The sequence below is a fragment of the Caulobacter sp. 73W genome (genome assembly GCF_041021955.1).
Lineage (GTDB): Bacteria > Pseudomonadota > Alphaproteobacteria > Caulobacterales > Caulobacteraceae > Caulobacter.
The window spans coordinates 410,375-429,656 of sequence record NZ_CP158375.1; the positions used below are offsets into that span (position 1 = coordinate 410,375).

Here is a 19,282-nt window from a genome sequence, read left to right on the forward strand (position 1 = left end):
GGCGACCTACCAGCTGCGGCTCTCGGTTCCGTCGAAGCGGCGATCCTCCAGCCAGCGGCTGCCGAAGCTGCGGAAGGCGGTGACGTCGTCCAGCTTGAAGGTCGGCCCCTTGGGCAGGCGCAGGCGGAAGAGATCGATCTCCTGCACGTCCTTCATCCAGAAGGCCGGGCGCGCGTCCGGCTTGTCGACCACGATCTCGACATTGCTCATCTCGATGTTGCGGGCGTGGCGGATGAAGAAGCCGGTCGCCGGCAGATCGCCGAACATGTCTGGGTCGGGATAGGCCTTGTCCGCCTCGGGCGGTTCGCGCCGGGCCAGCTCGGTCGAACCGCCGCCCTGCTGGTGGAAGTAGACGTCGGAAATCTTGACGTCCTCGACCGGATGGCCGGCGACGCCCGCGATGATCGACGGCTGCGGAGTGGCGCCATAGCTGACGATGTTCTGAATGGCGATGCGGCGCAACTTGCCCACGGGCACGCCGTCCGGTCCACGCATCCGGCTGCCCAGGCGCAGGAACAGCGGCGGGAAGCCGATGCCGCGCATGGTGATGTTGGAGATGGCGATGTCCTCGGTCAGGCCGCCGTCCATGGTCTCCAGCGCGATGCCGTAGCAGTGGTCGAATACGCAGTTGGTGACGGTGATGTTCTTGAAGCCGCCGTTGGATTCGGTGCCCAGCTTGATGCGGCCATAGCCGTGGTGGCCGGGCGGCATGGTCTTCCAAGTGCCGTCGATGACCGAACCGATCTCATAGTTGCCGGTCAGGTAGCAGTCGGAGATCGTCAGGTTTTCGGTCGGCCGCGCATAGCCCAGCGCGAACGAGCTCTTGGGACAGATGCCGTCGTCGAAGGGCGAGTTGATCGTGCAGTTGGTCACCCGCACGTTGCGGCAGCAGTCGATGTCCAGGCCGTCCCGGTTGGTGTCGATGACCAGATTGTCGATGGTCATGTTGTCGACGCCGGTGGCCAGCAGTGCGAACCAACCGGCCTGCAGCATCTTGAAGTCGCGCAGCAGCACGTTGCGGCAGTTCTTAAGGGCGATGGCCTTGTCGCCGACGCCAGGTCCGGAGATGTCCGGCGCGTCGCCGGGGAAACGATTGCCGCGGGTCAGTCCCCTGCCCCAGATCATGCCCGAGCCGACGATAGCGACGTCATGCAGCCCCTCGCCGAAGATCAGGCTGTTGGACCAGTGGCTGTGGCCGTAGTCCTGATAGGCGTTGCCCGCGCCTGGCCCTGGATCGTCATAGCCGTTCGGCGCCACGCCATTGGGCGTCGCCGCCAGGATCACCGCCCCCTCGCCCAGGTGCAGGGTGACGTTGCTTTTCAGTCGGATCGTGTAGCTGGCGTAGGTTCCGGGCGGAAAATGGATCGTACCGCCACCACGCGCGGCGGCGTGGTCGATGGCCTTGTTGATGGCCGCCGAGTTGATCTTGGCGCCGTCGCCCACCGCGCCGAAATCCCGGACGTTGAACAGGTGCGGTTGGGGAAGAACAGCGCCGGGCTTGGCGGGGGCCATCGCGCCAGCGGCCGGCGCAAGCATCGCCGAACCCATTACTCCGCCCAGCATCAGCCCACGGCGATCCATCGTCATGACATCCTCCCACACGCCCCGTTTTCGGGTTTGGGCGGCATGCAAACAGTCGCCTCCCGGCCCTGTCAACAAAGTTTGTTACCGGTATCATAATGCGGGATTCCGCAGGCGTTGACCCATGGGAAAATGGGCGGATGGGGCATGCGCCACCCGCCCATTCAGCAGATCAACGAAGTCTGGACGGCGCTTAGCGCTCGACCTGGCTCACGTCGCGGACCGCGCCCTTGGCGGCGTTGGTGGTCATGGCGGCGTAGGCGCGCAGGGCCGGGCTGACCTCGCGCTTGCGGTCCAGCGGCTTCCAAGCCTGGGAGCCACGAGCCTCCATCTCCGCACGACGCTCGGCGAGGACGGTGTCCGACACCTCCAGGGTGATCCCCCGGTTCGGGATGTCGATCAGGATCGAATTGCCGGTCTCGACCAGGGCGATCAGGCCGCCCTCCCCCGCTTCCGGCGAGACGTGGCCGATGGACAGACCCGAGGTGCCGCCGGAGAAGCGGCCGTCTGTTATCAGGGCGCAGGCCGCGCCCAGGCCCTTCGATTTCAGGTAGGTGGTCGGGTAGAGCATCTCCTGCATGCCGGGGCCGCCCTTGGGCCCCTCATAGCGGATGACGACCACTTCACCGGCCTTCACTTGGCCGCCCAGGATGCCGCTGACGGCGGTCTCCTGGCTCTCGAACACGCGGGCCGTGCCGCGGAAGGTCAGGATCGAGTTCATCGACACCCGCCGTCTTCACGATGCAGCCTTCGGGCGCCAGGTTGCCGAACAGAACCGCGAGGCCGCCGTCCTTGGAGAACGGGTGCTCGACCGAGCGGATGACGCCCTTCTCGCGGTCCAGGTCCAGGTCTTCCCAACGGGCGGCCTGGCTGAAGGCGACCTGGGTCGGCTTGCCCCCCGGCGCGGCGCGGAAGAACTCGTGGGCGGTGGCGCTGTTGGTGCGGCCGATGTCCCAGCGGGCCAGGGCCTCGGCCATGGTCGTGGCGTGGACGGTCGGCTGGCTGGCGTCGATCAGGCCGCCGCGCTCCAACTCGCCCAGGATGGCCATGACGCCGCCAGCGCGGTGGACGTCCTCCATGTGGACGTCGCTCTTGGCGGGCGCGACCTTGGACAGGCACGGCACGCGGCGCGACAGGCGGTCGATGTCGGCCATGCCGAAATCCACCCCGCCCTCGCTGGCGGCGGCCAGCAGGTGCAGCACAGTGTTGGTGGAGCCGCCCATGGCGATGTCCAGGCTCATGGCGTTCTCGAAGGCCGCGCGCGTGGCGATGCCGCGCGGGAGGGCGGTTGGATCTTCCTGCTCATACCAGCGCTGGCACAGGTCGACGATCAGGCGGCCAGCTTCCTTGAACAGGGCCTCGCGGTCGGCGTGCGTCGCCAGGACAGATCCATTGCCCGGCAGCGACAGGCCCAGGGCTTCGGTCAGGCAGTTCATGGAATTGGCGGTGAACATGCCCGAGCAGGAGCCGCAGGTCGGACAGGCCGCCTTCTCGATCGCGGCGACTTCCTCGTCGGTGTACTTGTCGTCGGCGGCGACGACCATGGCGTCGACCAGGTCCAGCGCGCGGATCGCGCCCTTCACCTGAACCTTGCCGGCCTCCATGGGTCCGCCGGAGACGAAGACCACCGGGATGTTCAGCCGCATGGCGGCCATCAGCATGCCGGGGGTGATCTTGTCGCAGTTGGAGATGCAGACGATGGCGTCGGCGCAGTGCGCGTTGACCATGTACTCGACGCTGTCGGCGATCAGCTCGCGGCTGGGCAGCGAGTACAGCATCCCGCCGTGGCCCATGGCGATGCCGTCATCAACCGCGATGGTGTTGAATTCCTTGGCCACGCCCCCGGCGGCCTCGATCTCGCGGGCGACCAGCTGGCCCAGGTCCTTCAGGTGCACGTGGCCCGGGACGAACTGGGTGAAGCTGTTGGCGACAGCGATGATCGGCTTGCCGAAATCCTCGTCCTTCATGCCCGTGGCGCGCCACAGGCCCCGGGCGCCGGCCATGTTGCGGCCGTGGGTTGAGGTTCTCGATCGGTAGGCAGGCATCAGATGAGTTCCGGCTTGAACAGGCCGGACGCAATGCGCCTTCTCGATCCCTTTGTGAAATATATTATTCTGCAGCTATAAGGTCGCAGGAAGAATGACGATCGAGACCCGACAGCTCCGACACTTCGCGGCGGTGGCCGATACGCTGCATTTCGGCCGCGCGGCCGAACGGCTGCGCATGACCCAGCCGCCGCTAAGCCAGTCGATCATGGCGCTGGAGAAGACCCTGGGCGAGCCCCTGTTCGTCCGCACCAAGCGCAGCGTCCGGCTGACGCCCTTCGGCGAGCAATGGCTGCCCCAGGTCCAGGCGGCGCTGGCGGCCCTGGACGCCCTTCCCGACAGCGCCCATCGGCTTCGCAGCGGCCTGAGCGGGCATCTGTCACTGTCCTTCGTGAGCACCGCCGACTACAGCGTCCTGCCCGACCTGGTTCGCCGCTACGCCGAGGCTTTTCCCGATGTGGAGATCCGCCTGGTCGAGGCGACCAGCGACGTGCAGATCCCAGCCATCGTCGGGGGCGAACGACACGCCGGCATCATCATTCCGCCGCATGACCGGGTGCTGCCCGAACCCCTCGCCTACCGGCGGTTGGTGTCGGAGCCCCTGATAGCGGCGGTCCCGGCAGCCTGGATCGGGGACGGCGTCCTGCCGCAGGAAGCGATCCTCGACGCGCCGCTGATCCTGTTCCCGCGAACCGTCGCGCCCGCCTTCCACGATCTGGTGACCAGCTATTTCGCCGCCCACGGCCGCCCCGTGCGGATCGTGCAGGAAGCCATCCAGATGCAAACGATCATCAGCCTGGTGTCCGCCGGCCTGGGGATCGCGCTGGTCCCCGCATCGCTGCGCAACCTGGCGCGGGCGGGGGTTCGCTATGTCGATCTTCAGAACCCGCCGGTCCTGGAGACGGGCCTCGCCTGGCGGCGGGACGACGACACCCCCACCCTGCGCGAGATGTTGCAACTGCTCGACGCCTAAAGGCGCACCCTCGTCGGATTGCCGACTTAGGAACGCCTTTTCGAAAGGCTCGTTGTGTCACGCACTGTCATCAAAGGCAGGGCGTAGCGAACGGGACAGCAGATGTTTGGTGGCGACAAACTGGCCGGACTTGGCCTCTTCAGCCCGGAATTTCCTGACGCGGAGGCGCTGCATCGGGGCCTCGCCCACTGGAACCATCGCCGCTTGGCTACTGCATCGCCGTCCGACGACTGGCGACGCGAGATCAGCGAAAACGCCCGCATGCAGCGCCTGGAGGGTGAGTTCGTCGAGGCGTTCCGCGCGATGATCGCCCCGCAGATGGAGGCGGTTCCCTCCGATGCGGAAGGGTTCATCGCCTGGTTCGAAGGGTTGAAGGACCACGGCCCCGGCCAATGGGATCCTCTGTTCGACTGGCTGGAGGGCGAGGCCTCCATCGAGGACCTGAAGTGGTTCCTGACCCAGGAGGCCGCCGGCGAGGCGGGCTTCGAGGATCTTGTCGCCTTGACCCAGGTGAAGGTCCCTGATCGCGCCAAGCTTGAACTGGCCCGCAACTACTGGGACGAGATGGGTCGGGGCAACGCAAAGGGGATGCATGGCCCCATGCTGACCCGCACCACCAATATGCTGGGTCTTACGCCGACTATCGACGCGACGCTGTGGCAGTCGCTTTGCCTGGCCAACGCTATGACCGCCTTCGCAACCAATCGGCGCTATGTCTGGCAGTCCATCGGCGCCCTGGGCGTGGTCGAGCTGACCGCGCCGACGCGGGTGGCCTGCGTGGACGCTGGTCTGAAGCGGGTGGGCGCGCCGCCGGAGGCGCGCAAGTATTTCGCCCTGCACGCCCAGCTGGACATCGAGCATTCCAAGGCTTGGAACGCTGAAGCCCTGATCCCCCTGGTGTCGGAAGATCCCTCGCGCGCCCGCTTCCTGGCGGAAGGCGCCGTCATGCGCCTGATCTGCGGCGAACAGTGCTTCGAGACCTACCGCGCACACCTATGGGCGCATACGCACCCGGTGGTGTACGCGGCGGAGTGATCGCCTAGGCGGCCTTGCGTTCGGCCACCCAGCGGTCGACGCGGGCCTCGAGGACCGACAGCGGCAGAGCGCCGGCGCTCAGCACCGTGTCGTGGAAACCCTTCAGGTCGAAGCGGTCGCCCAGCGACTGACGTGCCTTGGCGCGCAGAGCCAGGATCTTGACCATGCCGACCTTGTACGAGGTCGCCTGGCCGGGATTGACGAAGTAGCGGCGGATTTCCGAGCGGATCTTGCCCACCGGCTGCGGCGAGTTGGCGGTGTAGAATTCCAGCGCCTGCGCCTCGCTCCAGCCCTTGGCGTGGATGCCGGTGTCAACCACCAGGCGGATGGCGCGCCAGATCTCGCGGCCCAGGCGGCCGAAGTCGCTGTAGGCGTCCTTGTAGAAGCCGGCTTCCTTGGCCAGCAGCTCCACATACAGTCCCCAGCCTTCGACATAGGCGCCGTAGCCCGTCTGGGTGCGGAACACCGGCACGCCGGTCATCTCCTGCGCCAGAGAGATCTGCATGTGATGGCCCGGCCAGCCCTCGTGGTAGCTGGTGCCCTCGATCTCGTAGATCGGCGTGGCGCGGATGTCGGACAGGTGGACGTAGAACACCCCCGGACGCGAACCGTCCGGCGCGCCCGAGCTGTAGTGCGCGGCGCCGCCCGGCTCTTCGCGGAAGGACTCGACGCGTTTGACGATCAGGTTCGAGCGCGGGATGCGGTTGAAGTACTTGGGCAGCTCGGCCTTCATGGCCGCCAGGTAGTCCTCGGACATCTTCAGGTACTTCGCGCGGCCCGCGTCGTCATCGCTGACGTAGAAGCGGTTATCGGTGCGCATGAAGACGAAGAACTCCTCCAGCTTGCCCTTGAAGCCGATCTTGGCCTTCAGCGTCTCCATCTCGCCACGGATGCGTTTCACCTCGGCCAGGCCTAGGTCGTGGATCTGGTCGGCGGTCATGTCGGTGGTCGTCTGCTGGCGCAGCATGGCGTTGTAGTAGGCCACGCCGTCCGGCAGGGAGACCGCGCCCTTCGGCTCGGGCGAGGTGTTAGCCACGTCCGCCGTCAGCCAGGCGGCGAGACGGTCGTAGGCGGGCTTCATCTTGGCGATCATCGCGTCGGCGACGGCCTTTTGGAAGGTGGCGGCCTGGGCGTCGTTGATCTTGCCGCCGGTCTTCAGCTTGCCGATCTTGGTCTTGGCGTCGGCGAACAGGGCGGTCTCGCCCTCGCCCGCGAACGGCGCGCCGGTCATCAGGCGGCGAACCTCATCCAGCGACTGCTCGTAGGAGAAGCGCGGCGCGCGCACGCCGGCGGCGGCCGAGCGCTTGGCCCGATCCAGCTGCACGTCGAGGGCCGGACCGATCGCCGCTACACGGGCCACATAGGCCTGCATGTCGGCGGGCGTATCCACGCGGTGCGCATTGATCAGGAAGTTGGGCAGCCCGGCGTGCGGCCCGCCGCGACCGAACACATAGCCGTGGCCGCGCCAGCGGTTGGATTCCTCGGCGCGGGTCAGCTCCAGCTCCCACATCTCGAACGAGGTGCGGGCGTCGTCCCCCAGCTTCTTCGGATCGAAACGGCGCCTCATCTCGGCGACGCTCTGCTTGCGCCAGGCCAGACGCTTGGCGGCCGCTGCATCGCTGCGGTCGGCCAGCTGGTTGTTCAGGGTCTTGCGGCCCAGGCGCGTCAGACGCTCCGGGTCCTGGGACAGGTCCTGCTCGAACGCCGCGTCGAGATAGGCGGTGAGCTGCTTGTCGAGGTCGCTCTGGCCCGCCTGAGCACTCGCCAGGGCCGGCGCCAAGGCCGTCGCCGCCACACCAAACCCGAACCCGCGCCGCGAAAGAGCCATGTCGATTCCTCAAGCCACAAACTGTTGGGCCGGGAAGCTAGTCAGGTTCTAAGCGGCGCGATAGCGGTTACGAGATCAAACGGCGATGTGCGGGCCAAGATCGGCGATGGACTTGGCGCCGGTGAGCGTCATGGCCACCCGCATCTCCTTCTCCATCAGGTCGAGAAGGTTGGCGACAGCCGCCTGCCCGCCCGCAGCCAAGGCGTAGACGAAGGGACGGCCGATCATCACCGCGTCGGCGCCAAGCGCGATGGCCCGCACCACGTCCAAGCCGTTGCGCACCCCGGAGTCCAGCAGGATGCGGATGTCGCCCTTCACCGCCTCGGCGATGGGCGGCAGGGCGCGGACCGACGACAGCACGCCGTCCAGCTGCCGGCCGCCGTGGTTGGAGACCACGATGCCGTCGGCGCCGAAGGCCACCGCGTCACGCGCATCCTTGGGGTCAAGCACCCCCTTGATGATCATCGGGCCGTCCCAGGAGTTGCGGATCCACTGCAGGTCGCGCCAGGAGATCGAGGGATCGAAGTTCGCGCCCAGCCAACCGATGTAGTCCGCCAGGCCCGTCGCCTTGCCCAGATAGCGGGAGACGTTGCCCAGATCATGCGGCGTGCCGTTCAGCCCCACATCCCAGGCCCATGCCGGATGGGTCGCGGCCTGCCATAGACGGCGCAGCGAGGCGTTCGGACCGCTCATGCCCGAATGGGCGTCGCGATAGCGCGCGCCGGGCACCGGCATGTCGACCGTGAAGACCAGGGTCTTCACGCCCGCCGCCTTGGCCCGCTCCAGCGCGCTCTTCATGAAGCCCCGATCGCGCAGGACATAGAGTTGAAACCACATCGGCCGATCGATGGCCGGGGCCACCTCCTCGATCGGACAGACCGAGACAGTGGACAGGGTGAAGGGCACGCCACGCGAGGCCGCCGCCTTGGCCGCCTGCACCTCGCCCCGGCGAGCGTACATGCCGGTCAGGCCGACGGGCGCCAGGATCACCGGCAGACGCAGGGTCTCGTCGAACAGCTTCGTCTCGACGCTGAGCGCGCTCATGTCCTGCAGCACGCGCTGACGCAGGGCGACGGCGCGGAAGTCCTCGACGTTCCGCTTCAGCGTCTGCTCGGCATAGGCGCCGCCGTCGATGTAGTGGAACAGGAACGGCGGCAGCTTGCGCCGCGCGGCTTCGCGGTAGTCGTCAGGCGAAGAGATGATCACGGAGCCGCCCTACTGGAAGTTGGCGAAGGCGCCGCCGTCGACCAGCAACGCCGCGCCCGACATGTAGCCGGCCATGTCCGAGGCCAGGAAGGCGACGACGCTGGCGATGTCTTCCGGACGGCCCAGGCGGCCCAGCGGAATGCGGCCTTCCATGTATTCGCGCTTCGTCGGATCGGCGAGGTCGTCCTTGTTGATGTCGGTGGCGATGGTCCCCGGCAGCACCGAATTGCAGCGGATGCCGTGCTTGCCCAGCGCCACGGCGCAGGACTGCATCAGGCTGTGCACGCCGGCCTTGGTCGGGGTGTAGTGGGTCTGCATCTCGCCGCCGACCAGGGCGGAGATCGAGCTGATCGCCACGATGGCGCCGCCCTCCCCCTGCTTGACCATCTGGTTAGCCGCGGCCTGGGTCATGAAGTAGGCCCCGTGGAGATTGACCTCCATCGTCCGGCGCAGGGTCTCGACCGGCATGTCGAGGAAGGCGTGGAACGGGCAGATGCCGGCGTTGGAGACGAAGACGTCCACGCGGCCGAACGCCTCGACCGCCTTGTCCACGAAACCCGTGGCGCTTTCCGGCAGGGCGACGTCGGCGTCGAACACGATCGCCTTGCGGCCAAGGGCTTCGATTTCGGCCACCACCTCGGCGGCGACGGCGTCGTCGCGATAGGTGTTGATCGCGACGTTCGCGCCCTGACGGGCCGCCTCGATCGCCGTGGCCCGGCCGATACCCCGCGATGCGCCCGTGACCAGGACGACCTTGTTCTCAAGCAGCATGCGGACTCCGGATTTCGTTGAACTTTAAGACTTGGGCGCCCAGCCCATTTCAGCGCTGATGGCGCTGGCCGTGTCGGTGACGACCTTGGTCAGCTCGGCCATACGGGCGTCGGACATGTACTGCGCGGCCGAGGACAGGCTGATGGCGGCGACGATCTTGCCGTCCACCGAGCGGATCGGCGCGGCGACGCAGCGGATCTGGTCTTCGTTCTCTTCAAGATCGAAGGCGTAGCCCTTCTGGGCGTAGCCGCGCATGCGCTCCAGCCACACGGCGCGGGAGGCGGAATCACCGGGCTGGCCTTCGGGGCCATAGAATTCGCCCCACTCGGACTCGGACTTGTCCAGGATCAGCGCCTTGCCCAGGCCCGTCGAGGCGATGGGATGGCGCTCGCCCAGGCGCGAGCCGATGTTGACGCGGCGACGTCCGGGAACCTTGTCCAGATATAGAGCGTGACGGCCGTCGAGGACGCCGAGATGGACGGTGTCTTCGGTGGAGGCCGAAAGCTGCTCCAGCCACGGACGCGCCAGACGCGGCAGGTGCATCTGCTGGCTGGCGGCGTGACCAAGCTCCAGGAGCTTGGGACCGAGGCTGTAGCCTTCGCGCGGGCGGAACGACAGCAGGCGGCGATCCACCAGGGCCGACGCCAGGCGGTGCGTGGTGCTGCGCGTCAGCTCCAGTTTCTCGGAAAGCTCGGCCAGGGGCATGGGGCCGTCGATCAGCGCGTCAATGACGTCCAGGCCACGCAGCAGGGTCTGGCTGCCCGACGCCTTCGCGCCGACTTCCTCATCCGCTTCGACCTGCGTGGACTTGATTGACGCCGTCCGTCCCATTTCGTAAGCCTCATTCTCAGAATATAGCAAAACGCGCAAGTCACCGCGTTATCGGATAGGGACTTTGGCCCGCCGCTCGGAGGAATGCCAGTGCTATCCCGATATATGGGAGAAAATTGCCATATGAGGATCATCACTCAATGAGCCGGCTTCCGAAGATCAAGCACGTCCGCGCCTACGTCGTGAAGAACGATGGCAAGGGCGGCGGCGCCGACTATCACGACCAGGGCGACGGCCACTGGATCGACGATCACATCGCCACGCCGATGGCGAAGTATCCCGAGTACCGCCAGAGCCGCCGCAGCTTCGGCATCAATGTGCTGGGCACGCTGGTGGTGGAGATCGAGGCCGAGAACGGCGTCGTCGGATTCGCGGTGACCACCGGCGGCGAGCCGGCCGCCTACATTGTCGAAAAGCACCTAGCCCGCTTCCTCGAAGGTCGTGACCCGACCGAAGTCGAGAAGATCTGGGACCAGATGTACTTCTCGACCCAGTACTACGGCCGCAAGGGCTTGGTGGTGAACGCCATCTCCGGCGTCGACCTCGCCCTGTGGGACCTGCTGGGCCGTCTGCGCCAGGAGCCGGTGTTCGCCATGCTCGGCGGTGCTGTGCGCGACGAGCTGCAGTTCTACGCCACCGGCGCGCGTCCCGACAAAGCCAAGGAGCTCGGCTTCATCGGGGGCAAGATGCCCCTGCACCACGGCCCGGCCGAGGGTGAGGAAGGCCTGAAGAAGAACCTGGCCGAACTCGAAGCCATGCGAAACGCATGCGGCGACGACTTCTGGCTGATGTTCGACTGCTGGATGGCGCTGGACCTGAACTACGCCACCAAGCTGGCTCACGCCGCCCACAAGTACGGGCTGAAGTGGATCGAGGAATGCCTCAGTCCCGACGACTACTGGGGCTACCAGGCGCTGAAGAAGAACGCTCCCGACGGCATGCTGGTCACCACCGGCGAGCACGAAGCCACCCGCTGGGGCTTCCGCATGCTGCTGGAGATGGAGTGCTGCGACATCATCCAGCCCGACGTGGGTTGGTGCGGCGGCGTCACCGAGCTGATCAAGATCTCCGCCATGGCCGACGCCAAGGGCGTGCTGATGATCCCCCACGGCTCGTCGGTCTACAGCTACCACTTCGTCGTGACGCGCCATAACAGCCCGTTCGCCGAATTCCTGATGATGGCGCCCAAGGCCGACGAGGTCGTGCCGATGTTCCATCCGCAGCTGATCGGCGAGCCCGTTCCGGTGAACGGCCGCCTGAAAGTGCCCGACACCCCCGGCTTCGGCGTCGAGCTGAACCGCGACATCGCCCTCCATCGCCCCTACGCGCGATAACCAAAAGGCTCACTCTCGAATGAAGCTCCTGCGTTACGGCCCCAAGGGCCAGGAAAAGCCGGGCCTGCTGGATGCGGAAGGCCGCATCCGCGACCTGTCCGCCCACGTGGCCGACATCACGCCCGCCCAGCTGTATGGCGAAGAGCTCGCCAAGCTGAAGGCGATCGATCCGACCACCCTGCCCGTCGTCGAGGGCGAGCCCCGCTACGGCGTGCCGGTGAACGGCAGCCGCAAGTTCATCGCCATCGGCCTGAACTTCGCCGATCACGCCGCCGAATTGAACCTGCCTATCCCGGAAGAGCCGGTGGTCTTCACCAAGGCCATTTCCTGCCTGACCGGCCCGAACGATCCGGTGACCATCCCGCGCGGTTCGCTGAAGACCGACTGGGAAGTCGAATTGGGCATCGTGATCGGCAAGCCCGCCTCCTACGTCGAGCTGGCCGACGCCCTCGACCATGTCGCCGGCTACGTGCTGATCAATGACGTGTCGGAACGCGCCTTCCAGACCGAGCGCGGCGGCACCTGGGACAAGGGCAAGGGTTGCGACACCTTCGGCCCGGTCGGCCCATGGATCGTCACCACCGATGAAGTCGGCGACGTCCAGCAGCTGGACATGTGGCTCGACCTGAACGGCAAGCGCATGCAGACCGGCAACACCAAGACGATGATCTTCGGCGTCGCCGAGATCGTCTCCTACGTCAGCCAGTTCATGACCCTGGAGCCGGGCGACCTGATCACCACGGGCACGCCTCCCGGCGTGGGCCTCGGCCAGAAGCCGGAGCCGTTCTACCTGAAGGCCGGCGACGTCATGACGCTCGGCATCGAAAAGCTCGGCCAACAGCGCCAAGACGTCGTCGCCTGGTCGAAGGAAGCCCGCGCGTGAGTGTGTACCAAGGACGTTTCACCGGCCGTATGGCCGTCGTCACCGGCGGCGCTTCGGGCCTGGGCAAGGCCTCGGCCGCGCGCATCATCGCCGAGGGCGGCCAGGTCTGCCTGTGGGACCTGAACGCCGACGCCCTGGCCAAGGCCGCTGAAGAGATCGGCGCCAAGCACGTCGTCGCTCTCGACGTCGCCGATCCGGCCGCCGTCGCCGCGGCCGCCAAGGAATTGAACGAAGCCCTGGGCCGCATCGACATCCTGGTCGCCTCGGCCGGCATCACCGGCGCCACCGTTCCGGTTCAGGACTTCCCGATCGACAGCTGGCAGCGCGTCATCGACATCAACCTGAACGGCGTCTTCTACTGCTGCCGTGAAGTGACGCCCTTCATGCTGGCCAACGGCTATGGCCGCATCGTCAACGTGGCGTCGGTCGCGGGCAAGGAAGGCAATCCCAACGCCAGCGCCTATTCGGCGTCGAAGGCGGGTGTCATCGGGCTGACCAAGTCGCTGGGCAAGGAGCTCGCAGGCAAGGGCGTCATCGCCAACAGCCTGACGCCGGCCACCTTCGAGAGCCCGATTCTGGAACAGCTGCCGCAAAGCCAGGTCGACTACATGCGCTCGAAGATCCCCATGGGCCGCCTGGGCGAAGTCCACGAAAGCGCCGCCATGGTCTGCTTCATGGCGTCCGAGGAATGCAGCTTCACGACCGCCTCGACCTTCGATACGTCGGGCGGACGGACGACCTACTAGGAACCGGCTGGTGGACCGCGAACCGCGCATCGTCGACCCGCACGTCCACCTCTGGGACCTGTCGCGCGCGCGTTATGGGTGGCTGCAGGATGATCCCCTGCCGAACAATCCGGCGGGGGACATGTCCTCCATCGCGCATCGCGACTACCTGCTCAAAGACTACCTGACGGATGTCGGTCCCTGGCGAGTCGAGAAGATCGTCCACGTCGAGGCCGGCATGCCGCGCGGCCTGCAGCTGGGCGAAACCGACTGGCTCCAGGCCATCGCCGACCAGCAGGGCTATCCGATCGGAATCGTCGCCGGGGCCGACATGCTCGACCCGGACCTCGACGCCCTGCTGGAGGCCCACGCCCAGCGCGCCAATGTGCGCGGCGTCCGCCAGATCATCTGCTGGCACGCCGATCCGCTGAAGACCTACAACGACCGCGACCTGCTGGACGACCCGGCCTGGGAGGCCGGCTTCGCCCTGCTGGCCAAGCACAAGCTGTCCTTCGACCTGCAGCTGTATCCCTCGCAGATGGCCAAGGCCGCCGCCCTGGCGACGCGCGATCCGGACATCCCGCTGATCATCAATCACGCCGGCTTGCCGACGGATCGCGACGAAGCCGGCATGAAGCTGTGGCGCGACGGTCTGCGCGCCCTGGCCGCCCATCCGCAGGTGTCGATCAAGATCTCGGGCCTGGGCATCACCGACCGCGCCTGGACGGTGGAGTCCATCCGCCCGATCGTCCTGGAATGCATCGACATCTTCGGGACCGACCGGGCGATGTTCGCCAGCGACTTCCCGGTCGAGAAGGTTCACGGCGGCTTCGACGCCTTCTACGCCGCCTTCCACGCCATCACCGCCGATTTCGGCCACACGGAACGTGACAACCTCTTCGCGGCGAACGCGGAGAGGATCTATCGCATCTGATTCATCCGCCGACGCCGCAAGAAGACGGCCAGGCCAGAGGACTCCAGGAGACTGCACATGGTCATCGAGACCGACGCCGCGCACACCAAGGGCGGCCTCGCCAAGCCCGCGGGCAACCTCAAGGGTCCCCTCGCCTTCGCCATCGCCTGCTTCCTGATCTGGGGGCTCGCCTATGGCTTGTTGGACGTACTGAACAAGCACTTCCAGGAGACCCTGAGCATCAGCCAGGCCGACAGCGCCTGGCTGCAGATCGCCTATTTCGGCGCCTATCTGCTGCTGTCGATCCCGGCCGGCATGCTGCTGCATGCGCGCGGCTACAAGTTCGGCATCGTCACCGGCCTGATCGTCACGGCCATCGGCGCCCTGCTGTTCATCCCCGCCGCCGGCATGGGCCAGTTCGCGCCCTTCGTCGGCTCCATGTTCGTTCTGGCCGCTGGCCTGTGCGTTCTGGAGACCTCGGCCGACACCTACGTCAACGTGCTGGGCGATCCGGCCAAGGCGCCGCAGCGCCTGAACCTGGCGCAGTCGTTCAACGCCCTGGGCGTGTTCTTCGGCCCGCTGATCGGCGGCGCGGTGTTCTTCAGCCCGACCACCACCGAGGCCCTGGGCGGCGCGACCCGTTCGATCCAGATCGTCTACGGCCTGATCGCCGCCGCAGTCGTCATCTTCGCCCTGGCGGTGTGGCGCGCTCGCCTGCCGGAGACCGGCCTTGCCGACCATGGCGAAGGCGCCGGCGACGGCTCCGTCCGCCCCCTGTCCCAGCAGCCGCACTTCATCGCCGGCGTTATCACTCAGGCCCTTTATGTGGGCGCGCAGGTCGGCATCGGCGCCTACTTCATCAATCTGGCGACCCACAACTGGCAAGGGCTGAGCTCGCAACAAGGCGCCTTCCTGCTGTCGCTCGCCGCCATCGGCTATCTGGTCGGCCGCTTCGCCGCCACGGCCCTGCTGCTGCGCATCCAGCCGCGCGTCCTGCTGACCGCCTACGGGATCATCAATGTGATCCTGACCCTCATCGTCGCCGCCGGCATCGACAAGGTCTCGCCCATCGCCCTGATCGCGGTGTTCTTCTTCATGTCGACCATGTTCGCGACGATCTTCGCCCTGGGCACCACGGGCCTGGGCGCCGCAACCAAGAAGGCCTCGTCCCTGATGGTCATGGCCATCGGCGGCGGCGTGCTGCTGCCCTGGCCCATGGGCAAGGTCGCCGACCTCTATGGCGCCAACGTTGCGTTCCTGATGCCGGCCGTCTGCTTCATGGTCGTCGCCTGGTACGGATGGAAAGGCGCGGGCCTGGGCCGCAAGGAGGCGATCTGATGCGTTTGAGGATCGCCCTGGCCGCCTTCACCCTGCTCGTCGCGCCCGCCGCCGTCATGGCTCAGGCCGGTTCAGCCCACGCGGCCGCTGTCGCTCCGGCGGCGAAGATCGACCGCAAGGCCCTCGTCTCGCGGCACAATCCGGTCCTCACCGCCGTCGATCGCCACGCGCCGATCATGCTGGGCAACGGCGATATCGGCTTCACCGCCGACATTACCGGCCTGCAGACCTTCCCGGAGCAATACTCCGAACTGGCTCCCCTGCTGACCATGGCCCAGTGGGCCTGGCACAGCTTCCCCAATCCCAAGGGCTACACCGAGCAGAGCGGCCTGGTGAACGTGCCGGTCGCCGGGCGGGGCGAGCAGCCCTATGCCTGGATGAAGTCGTGGAACGACGCGGAGACCAATCCCGCCTTCACCTGGCTGCGGGCCAATCCGCATCGCATTTCGCTGGGTCGTATCGGACTGGTCTTCGCCGACGGCCAGGCGCTGGACTTCGCCAAGGTCGCCGGCGCGCGCCAGGAACTGGACCTGTGGACCGGCGCCCTGAACAGCCGCTTCACCTATGACGGTCAGCCGGTGCAGGTGACCACCCGCGTCCACCCGACGCTCGACATGGTGATGGTGGAGGTCGCCTCCCCCTCGTCGCCAAGCGCGGCCTGGGCGTGAAGGTGCGCTATCCCGGCGTGAACCCGGCGATCAATCCGGACCCGACCAGCTTCGACAAGCAGGACGCCCAGAGCCTTGACGTCCTGTCGGCCAAGCCCGGCGAGATCCGCCTTCGCCGCAAGATCGACGAGACGACCTACTTCTCGACCATCACCGCCAACGGTCGCGTGAAGCCGGCGGGCGACGCCGGCTTCCAGGTCGCGGTCGCCAGCGGTCAGCGCCTCACCGTCATGGTCCGCTTCGATCAGGCCGAGACCGCACCCGCCTCGCCGGCCTACGCCGACGGCGCGAAGGCGGTCGCGGCGCGCTGGAACGACTTCTGGAGCAAGGGCGGCGCGGTCGACTTCTCGGGCAGCACCGATCCCCGGGCCAAGGAGCTGGAACGCCGCGTCGTGCTGTCCCAGTACTTGTCGGCCGTGAACGGCGCCGGCGAACTGCCGCCGCAGGAAGAGGGCCTGTTCTCCAACAGCTGGTACGGCAAGTTCCATTTGGAGATGCACCCCTGGCATTCCGGCTGGCAGGCCATGTGGGGCCATGCCGACCTGCTGGAGCGCAGCCTGCCTTGGTACGTCTCCAACCTGCCAAACGCCCGCGCCGAAGCCGCGCGGCACGGAGTGAAGGGCGCCTGGTGGCCGAAGATGGCCGGGCCGGAGGGCCGCAACAGCCCCAGCCTCGTCTCCCCCTTCATCATGTGGCAGCAGCCGCATCCCATCCTGATGGCCGAGCTGGTCTGGCGCGCGGAAAAGAACCCCGCCGTGCTGAAGCGCTATGGCGAGGTGGTGGAATCCACAGCCGACCTGCTGGCCTCCTGGCCGCTGGAGCAGAACGGCCGCCTGAACCTGGGCCCGCCCCTGATCCCGGCGCAGGAGAACTACGACCCGCTGACCACGGTGAACCCGACGTTTGAAGTCGAGTACTTCCGCTGGGCCCTGCAGACCGCCCAGGCCTGGCGCGAACGTCAGGGTCAGGCGCGCCGCGCAGATTGGGACGCGGCGCTCGCCAATATCGCCCCGCCGGCGACCAAGGCCGGCCTCTACCTGCCGGTGGAAAATGTGCCGGACTTCTGGACCACGGCCATGTCGGACGCCTGCCGCAACCATGCCTCGGCGGCGCAGTGCAAGAACCGCGACCACCCCTCTTTCCTGATGGCCTACGGCTTCATCCCGGGCGAGCGCATCGACCGTGCGGCCATGGCGCGCACCTTCGCCGCCGTGGAAGCCAACTGGGACGTGCGCCAGACCTGGGGCTGGGACTTCCCGATGATGGCCATGACCGCCGCCCGTCTGGGGCAGCCGGACAAGGCCGTCGACTGGCTGTTCGCTGACCTGAAGAACAACCAGTGGGGCGTCACCGGCATGACCCCGCGCGTCCACCTGGACGAGCACGCCGACGACCTGGTGCCGGTCTCCGCCGGCGCCGGCGGTGTGAAGATGGCGACCAATCCGGATGGCGCCGGCTATCGCCGCGCGGCCGAGACCTATTTCCCGTCCAACGGCTCGCTGCTGATGGCGGTGGGTCTGATGGCCGGCGGCTGGGACGGTTCGACCGGCCACGCCCCCGGCTTCCCCAAGACCGGCTGGACCGTGCGCGTCGAAGGCCTGACGCCCGCGCCCTAGTCCGCGCGACTGAGTACGATTGAAAGGACCGCCCGATGACGACCTCCCGACGCGACGCGCTCAAGGCCCTGTTGGCCGCTCCCGCCGCGGGCGCCGCCCTCGCCGCCGCCCCCGCCGTCCAGGCCCAGGCCGCCGCGCCCTCGCCCGCCGCTGGCGGCGAGGCGCGCTGGCCCGCGCCGAACACCGCGCCGCCCTCCACCCAGGAGACGCCGCTGCCATCCAAGCCGGCCTGGTCCGGTCCCGTGCCGCGCGAATGGATCGACGCCAAGACCGGCCACCGCATCCGTCGCGTCTCGCCCGACGCTGGCGGCGGCAAGCCGTACTTCTACAAGAACATGTTCCTGCCGGGCGGCGACCTGATGGTCATCTCGTCGCCCGAGGGGATCTCGACGGTGGACCTTCGCACCTGGGCCGTGAAGCCGCTGGTGATCAATCCCAAGGCGGATCTGATGTTCACCGGTCGGCGGACCCGGACCGTTTACTACTCGATCAACGATCCCGTGGACGGCCAGACGACCGAACAAGGCCGGACCATCCACGCCATCGACGTCGATAGCGGCAAGACGCGAACGATCTGCAAGCTCGCCAACGGCCGCATCAATTCCGTGAACGCCGATGAGACGCTGCTTCTTGGTTTCGCCGAATACGGCGCGCAACCGCTGCAGCCCCGCACCGGCGATCCTCGCAACCAGCGCTTCGACCAGGCCGAATATGCGGCCAACGGTCCGGACGGCAAGCCGCTGAACTTCGCCCGCGCCAAGGGCGTGCGGATGCTGCAGCGATGGGCGGCGCGCTATCCGATGGAGATCTTCGTCATCGACGTGAAGACCGGCCAGCGCCGCGTCATCCACAAGACCAATGAATGGATCGGCCACACCCAGTTCTCGCCCACTGACCCGCAGCAGATCATCTTCTGCCACGAGGGCCCGTGGCACCGCGTCGACCGCATGTGGGCCATCCGCGCCGACGGTACGGGTCTGCGCAAGACCCACGAACGGACGATGAACTTCGAGATCTTCGGTCACGAATGGTTCAGCCCCGACGGCAAGCAGGTGCTCTACGACCTGCAGACGCCGCGCGGTCAGGTGTTCTGGGTGGCTTCGGTCGGTCTGGAGACCGGCAAGCGAATTTATCGCCGGGTCGAGCAGAACGACTGGTCGGTGCACTACAATGTCTCGCCTGACGGGACCCTATTCGCGGGCGACGGCGGCGACGCCGATATGGTCGCCCACGCCCAGGACGCCAAGTGGCTTAAGCTGCTGCGGCCGGAAGCCGTGGTCGACGCCGACCCCAGCAGCGACAAGGCCGAACTGATCGACGTTCAATACATGCGCTCCGAGCCGCTGGTCGACATGTCCAACCACGACTACCGGCTGGAGCCGAACCTGACCTTCACGCCCGACGGCAAGTGGATCGTCTTCGTTTCCAACATGCACGGCGCCAATCACGTCTATGTGGCCGAGGTGGCGCGGACCGCCTGATCGTTCCTGCCGGGGTCCGCCGAGGGCGGACCTCGTGCTCGGATATCAACGTTT

General features: G+C 67.0%; 15 protein-coding genes and 1 pseudogene. 10 read left to right on the forward strand and 6 right to left on the reverse strand.

The window, feature by feature from the left end; all coding sequences use genetic code 11:
• Window positions 1-6: 6 nt before the first annotated feature.
• Together ABOZ73_RS01955 and ilvD are read right to left on the reverse strand one after the other, a co-directional pair.
• On the reverse strand, window positions 7-1,587 hold the full coding sequence (locus ABOZ73_RS01955) for a glycoside hydrolase family 28 protein (protein ID WP_369060275.1): 1,581 nt from the start codon (window positions 1,585-1,587) through the stop codon (window positions 7-9).
• Window positions 1,588-1,774: 187 nt separating this feature from the next.
• Window positions 1,775-3,626, reverse strand: a pseudogene (gene ilvD, locus ABOZ73_RS01960) (dihydroxy-acid dehydratase).
• Between the two features lie 100 nt (window positions 3,627-3,726).
• On the opposite strand from ilvD, the gene ABOZ73_RS01965 reads away from it, so the two are divergent.
• Together ABOZ73_RS01965 and ABOZ73_RS01970 are read left to right on the forward strand one after the other, a co-directional pair.
• Window positions 3,727-4,599: a LysR family transcriptional regulator gene (locus tag ABOZ73_RS01965; protein ID WP_369062599.1), complete on the forward strand. Its 873-nt coding sequence runs from the start codon at window positions 3,727-3,729 to the stop codon at window positions 4,597-4,599.
• Window positions 4,600-4,701: 102 nt separating this feature from the next.
• A complete protein-coding gene (locus ABOZ73_RS01970; protein ID WP_369060276.1) occupies window positions 4,702-5,634 on the forward strand; it encodes an iron-containing redox enzyme family protein in 933 nt (310 codons plus the stop codon).
• 4 nt (window positions 5,635-5,638) lie between these two features.
• Here ABOZ73_RS01970 and ABOZ73_RS01975 read toward each other — a convergent pair whose 3' ends face one another.
• The 4 genes from ABOZ73_RS01975 to ABOZ73_RS01990 form a co-directional block, all read right to left on the reverse strand.
• A complete protein-coding gene (locus ABOZ73_RS01975) occupies window positions 5,639-7,462 on the reverse strand; it encodes a DUF885 family protein (protein ID WP_369060277.1) in 1,824 nt (607 codons plus the stop codon).
• 75 nt (window positions 7,463-7,537) lie between these two features.
• A complete protein-coding gene (gene lldD / locus ABOZ73_RS01980) occupies window positions 7,538-8,668 on the reverse strand; it encodes an FMN-dependent L-lactate dehydrogenase LldD (protein WP_369060279.1) in 1,131 nt (376 codons plus the stop codon).
• Window positions 8,669-8,677: 9 nt separating this feature from the next.
• Entirely contained in the window at window positions 8,678-9,439 is a 762-nt protein-coding gene (locus tag ABOZ73_RS01985; protein WP_369060281.1) for an SDR family NAD(P)-dependent oxidoreductase, read from the reverse strand.
• A 24-nt stretch (window positions 9,440-9,463) separates the two neighbouring features.
• Window positions 9,464-10,270, reverse strand: a complete 807-nt coding sequence (locus ABOZ73_RS01990; RefSeq protein ID WP_369060283.1) for an IclR family transcriptional regulator — start codon at window positions 10,268-10,270, stop codon at window positions 9,464-9,466.
• A 140-nt stretch (window positions 10,271-10,410) separates the two neighbouring features.
• Between ABOZ73_RS01990 and rhmD the strand changes: the two genes are divergently transcribed.
• The 8 genes from rhmD to ABOZ73_RS02030 are packed head-to-tail and all read left to right on the forward strand — an operon-like array spanning window position 10,411 to window position 19,228.
• Window positions 10,411-11,604, forward strand: coding sequence for an L-rhamnonate dehydratase (gene rhmD, locus ABOZ73_RS01995; protein ID WP_369060284.1), 1,194 nt, complete (start codon window positions 10,411-10,413; stop codon window positions 11,602-11,604).
• Between the two features lie 19 nt (window positions 11,605-11,623).
• Entirely contained in the window at window positions 11,624-12,487 is an 864-nt protein-coding gene (locus ABOZ73_RS02000; protein WP_369060286.1) for a fumarylacetoacetate hydrolase family protein, read from the forward strand.
• Window positions 12,488-12,516: 29 nt separating this feature from the next.
• A complete protein-coding gene (locus ABOZ73_RS02005) occupies window positions 12,517-13,233 on the forward strand; it encodes an SDR family NAD(P)-dependent oxidoreductase (protein WP_369062600.1) in 717 nt (238 codons plus the stop codon).
• A 10-nt stretch (window positions 13,234-13,243) separates the two neighbouring features.
• Window positions 13,244-14,146 (forward strand): amidohydrolase, encoded by a 903-nt coding sequence (locus ABOZ73_RS02010; protein ID WP_369060287.1) that lies wholly within the window; start codon window positions 13,244-13,246, stop codon window positions 14,144-14,146.
• A 57-nt stretch (window positions 14,147-14,203) separates the two neighbouring features.
• The gene (locus ABOZ73_RS02015; protein ID WP_369060288.1) at window positions 14,204-15,463 is read left to right on the forward strand and encodes a sugar MFS transporter; all 1,260 of its coding nucleotides are present in this window, start codon (window positions 14,204-14,206) and stop codon (window positions 15,461-15,463) included.
• On the forward strand, window positions 15,463-16,131 hold the full coding sequence (locus ABOZ73_RS02020) for a hypothetical protein (RefSeq protein WP_369060289.1): 669 nt from the start codon (window positions 15,463-15,465) through the stop codon (window positions 16,129-16,131). Before ABOZ73_RS02015 ends, ABOZ73_RS02020 begins: the two co-directional genes overlap by 1 nt.
• On the forward strand, window positions 16,128-17,747 hold the full coding sequence (locus ABOZ73_RS02025) for a hypothetical protein (protein ID WP_369060291.1): 1,620 nt from the start codon (window positions 16,128-16,130) through the stop codon (window positions 17,745-17,747). The genes ABOZ73_RS02020 and ABOZ73_RS02025 overlap by 4 nt, the downstream gene beginning before the upstream one ends.
• Window positions 17,748-17,782: 35 nt before the next feature.
• Window positions 17,783-19,228: an oligogalacturonate lyase family protein gene (locus ABOZ73_RS02030; protein WP_369060293.1), complete on the forward strand. Its 1,446-nt coding sequence runs from the start codon at window positions 17,783-17,785 to the stop codon at window positions 19,226-19,228.
• Window positions 19,229-19,282 lie beyond the last annotated feature (54 nt).

Coding starts and splice junctions, on each gene's coding strand:
- ABOZ73_RS01955 (WP_369060275.1), bottom strand. CDS start 1,587: ATGACGATGGATCGCCGTGGGCTGATGCTGGGCGGAGTAATGGGTTCG.
- ABOZ73_RS01970 (WP_369060276.1), top strand. CDS start 4,702: ATGTTTGGTGGCGACAAACTGGCCGGACTTGGCCTCTTCAGCCCGGAA.
- ABOZ73_RS01975 (WP_369060277.1), bottom strand. CDS start 7,462: ATGGCTCTTTCGCGGCGCGGGTTCGGGTTTGGTGTGGCGGCGACGGCC.
- ABOZ73_RS01985 (WP_369060281.1), bottom strand. CDS start 9,439: ATGCTGCTTGAGAACAAGGTCGTCCTGGTCACGGGCGCATCGCGGGGT.
- ABOZ73_RS01990 (WP_369060283.1), bottom strand. CDS start 10,270: ATGGGACGGACGGCGTCAATCAAGTCCACGCAGGTCGAAGCGGATGAG.
- rhmD (WP_369060284.1), top strand. CDS start 10,411: ATGAGCCGGCTTCCGAAGATCAAGCACGTCCGCGCCTACGTCGTGAAG.
- ABOZ73_RS02000 (WP_369060286.1), top strand. CDS start 11,624: ATGAAGCTCCTGCGTTACGGCCCCAAGGGCCAGGAAAAGCCGGGCCTG.
- ABOZ73_RS02005 (WP_369062600.1), top strand. CDS start 12,517: ATGGCCGTCGTCACCGGCGGCGCTTCGGGCCTGGGCAAGGCCTCGGCC.
- ABOZ73_RS02015 (WP_369060288.1), top strand. CDS start 14,204: ATGGTCATCGAGACCGACGCCGCGCACACCAAGGGCGGCCTCGCCAAG.
- ABOZ73_RS02020 (WP_369060289.1), top strand. CDS start 15,463: ATGCGTTTGAGGATCGCCCTGGCCGCCTTCACCCTGCTCGTCGCGCCC.
- ABOZ73_RS02030 (WP_369060293.1), top strand. CDS start 17,783: ATGACGACCTCCCGACGCGACGCGCTCAAGGCCCTGTTGGCCGCTCCC.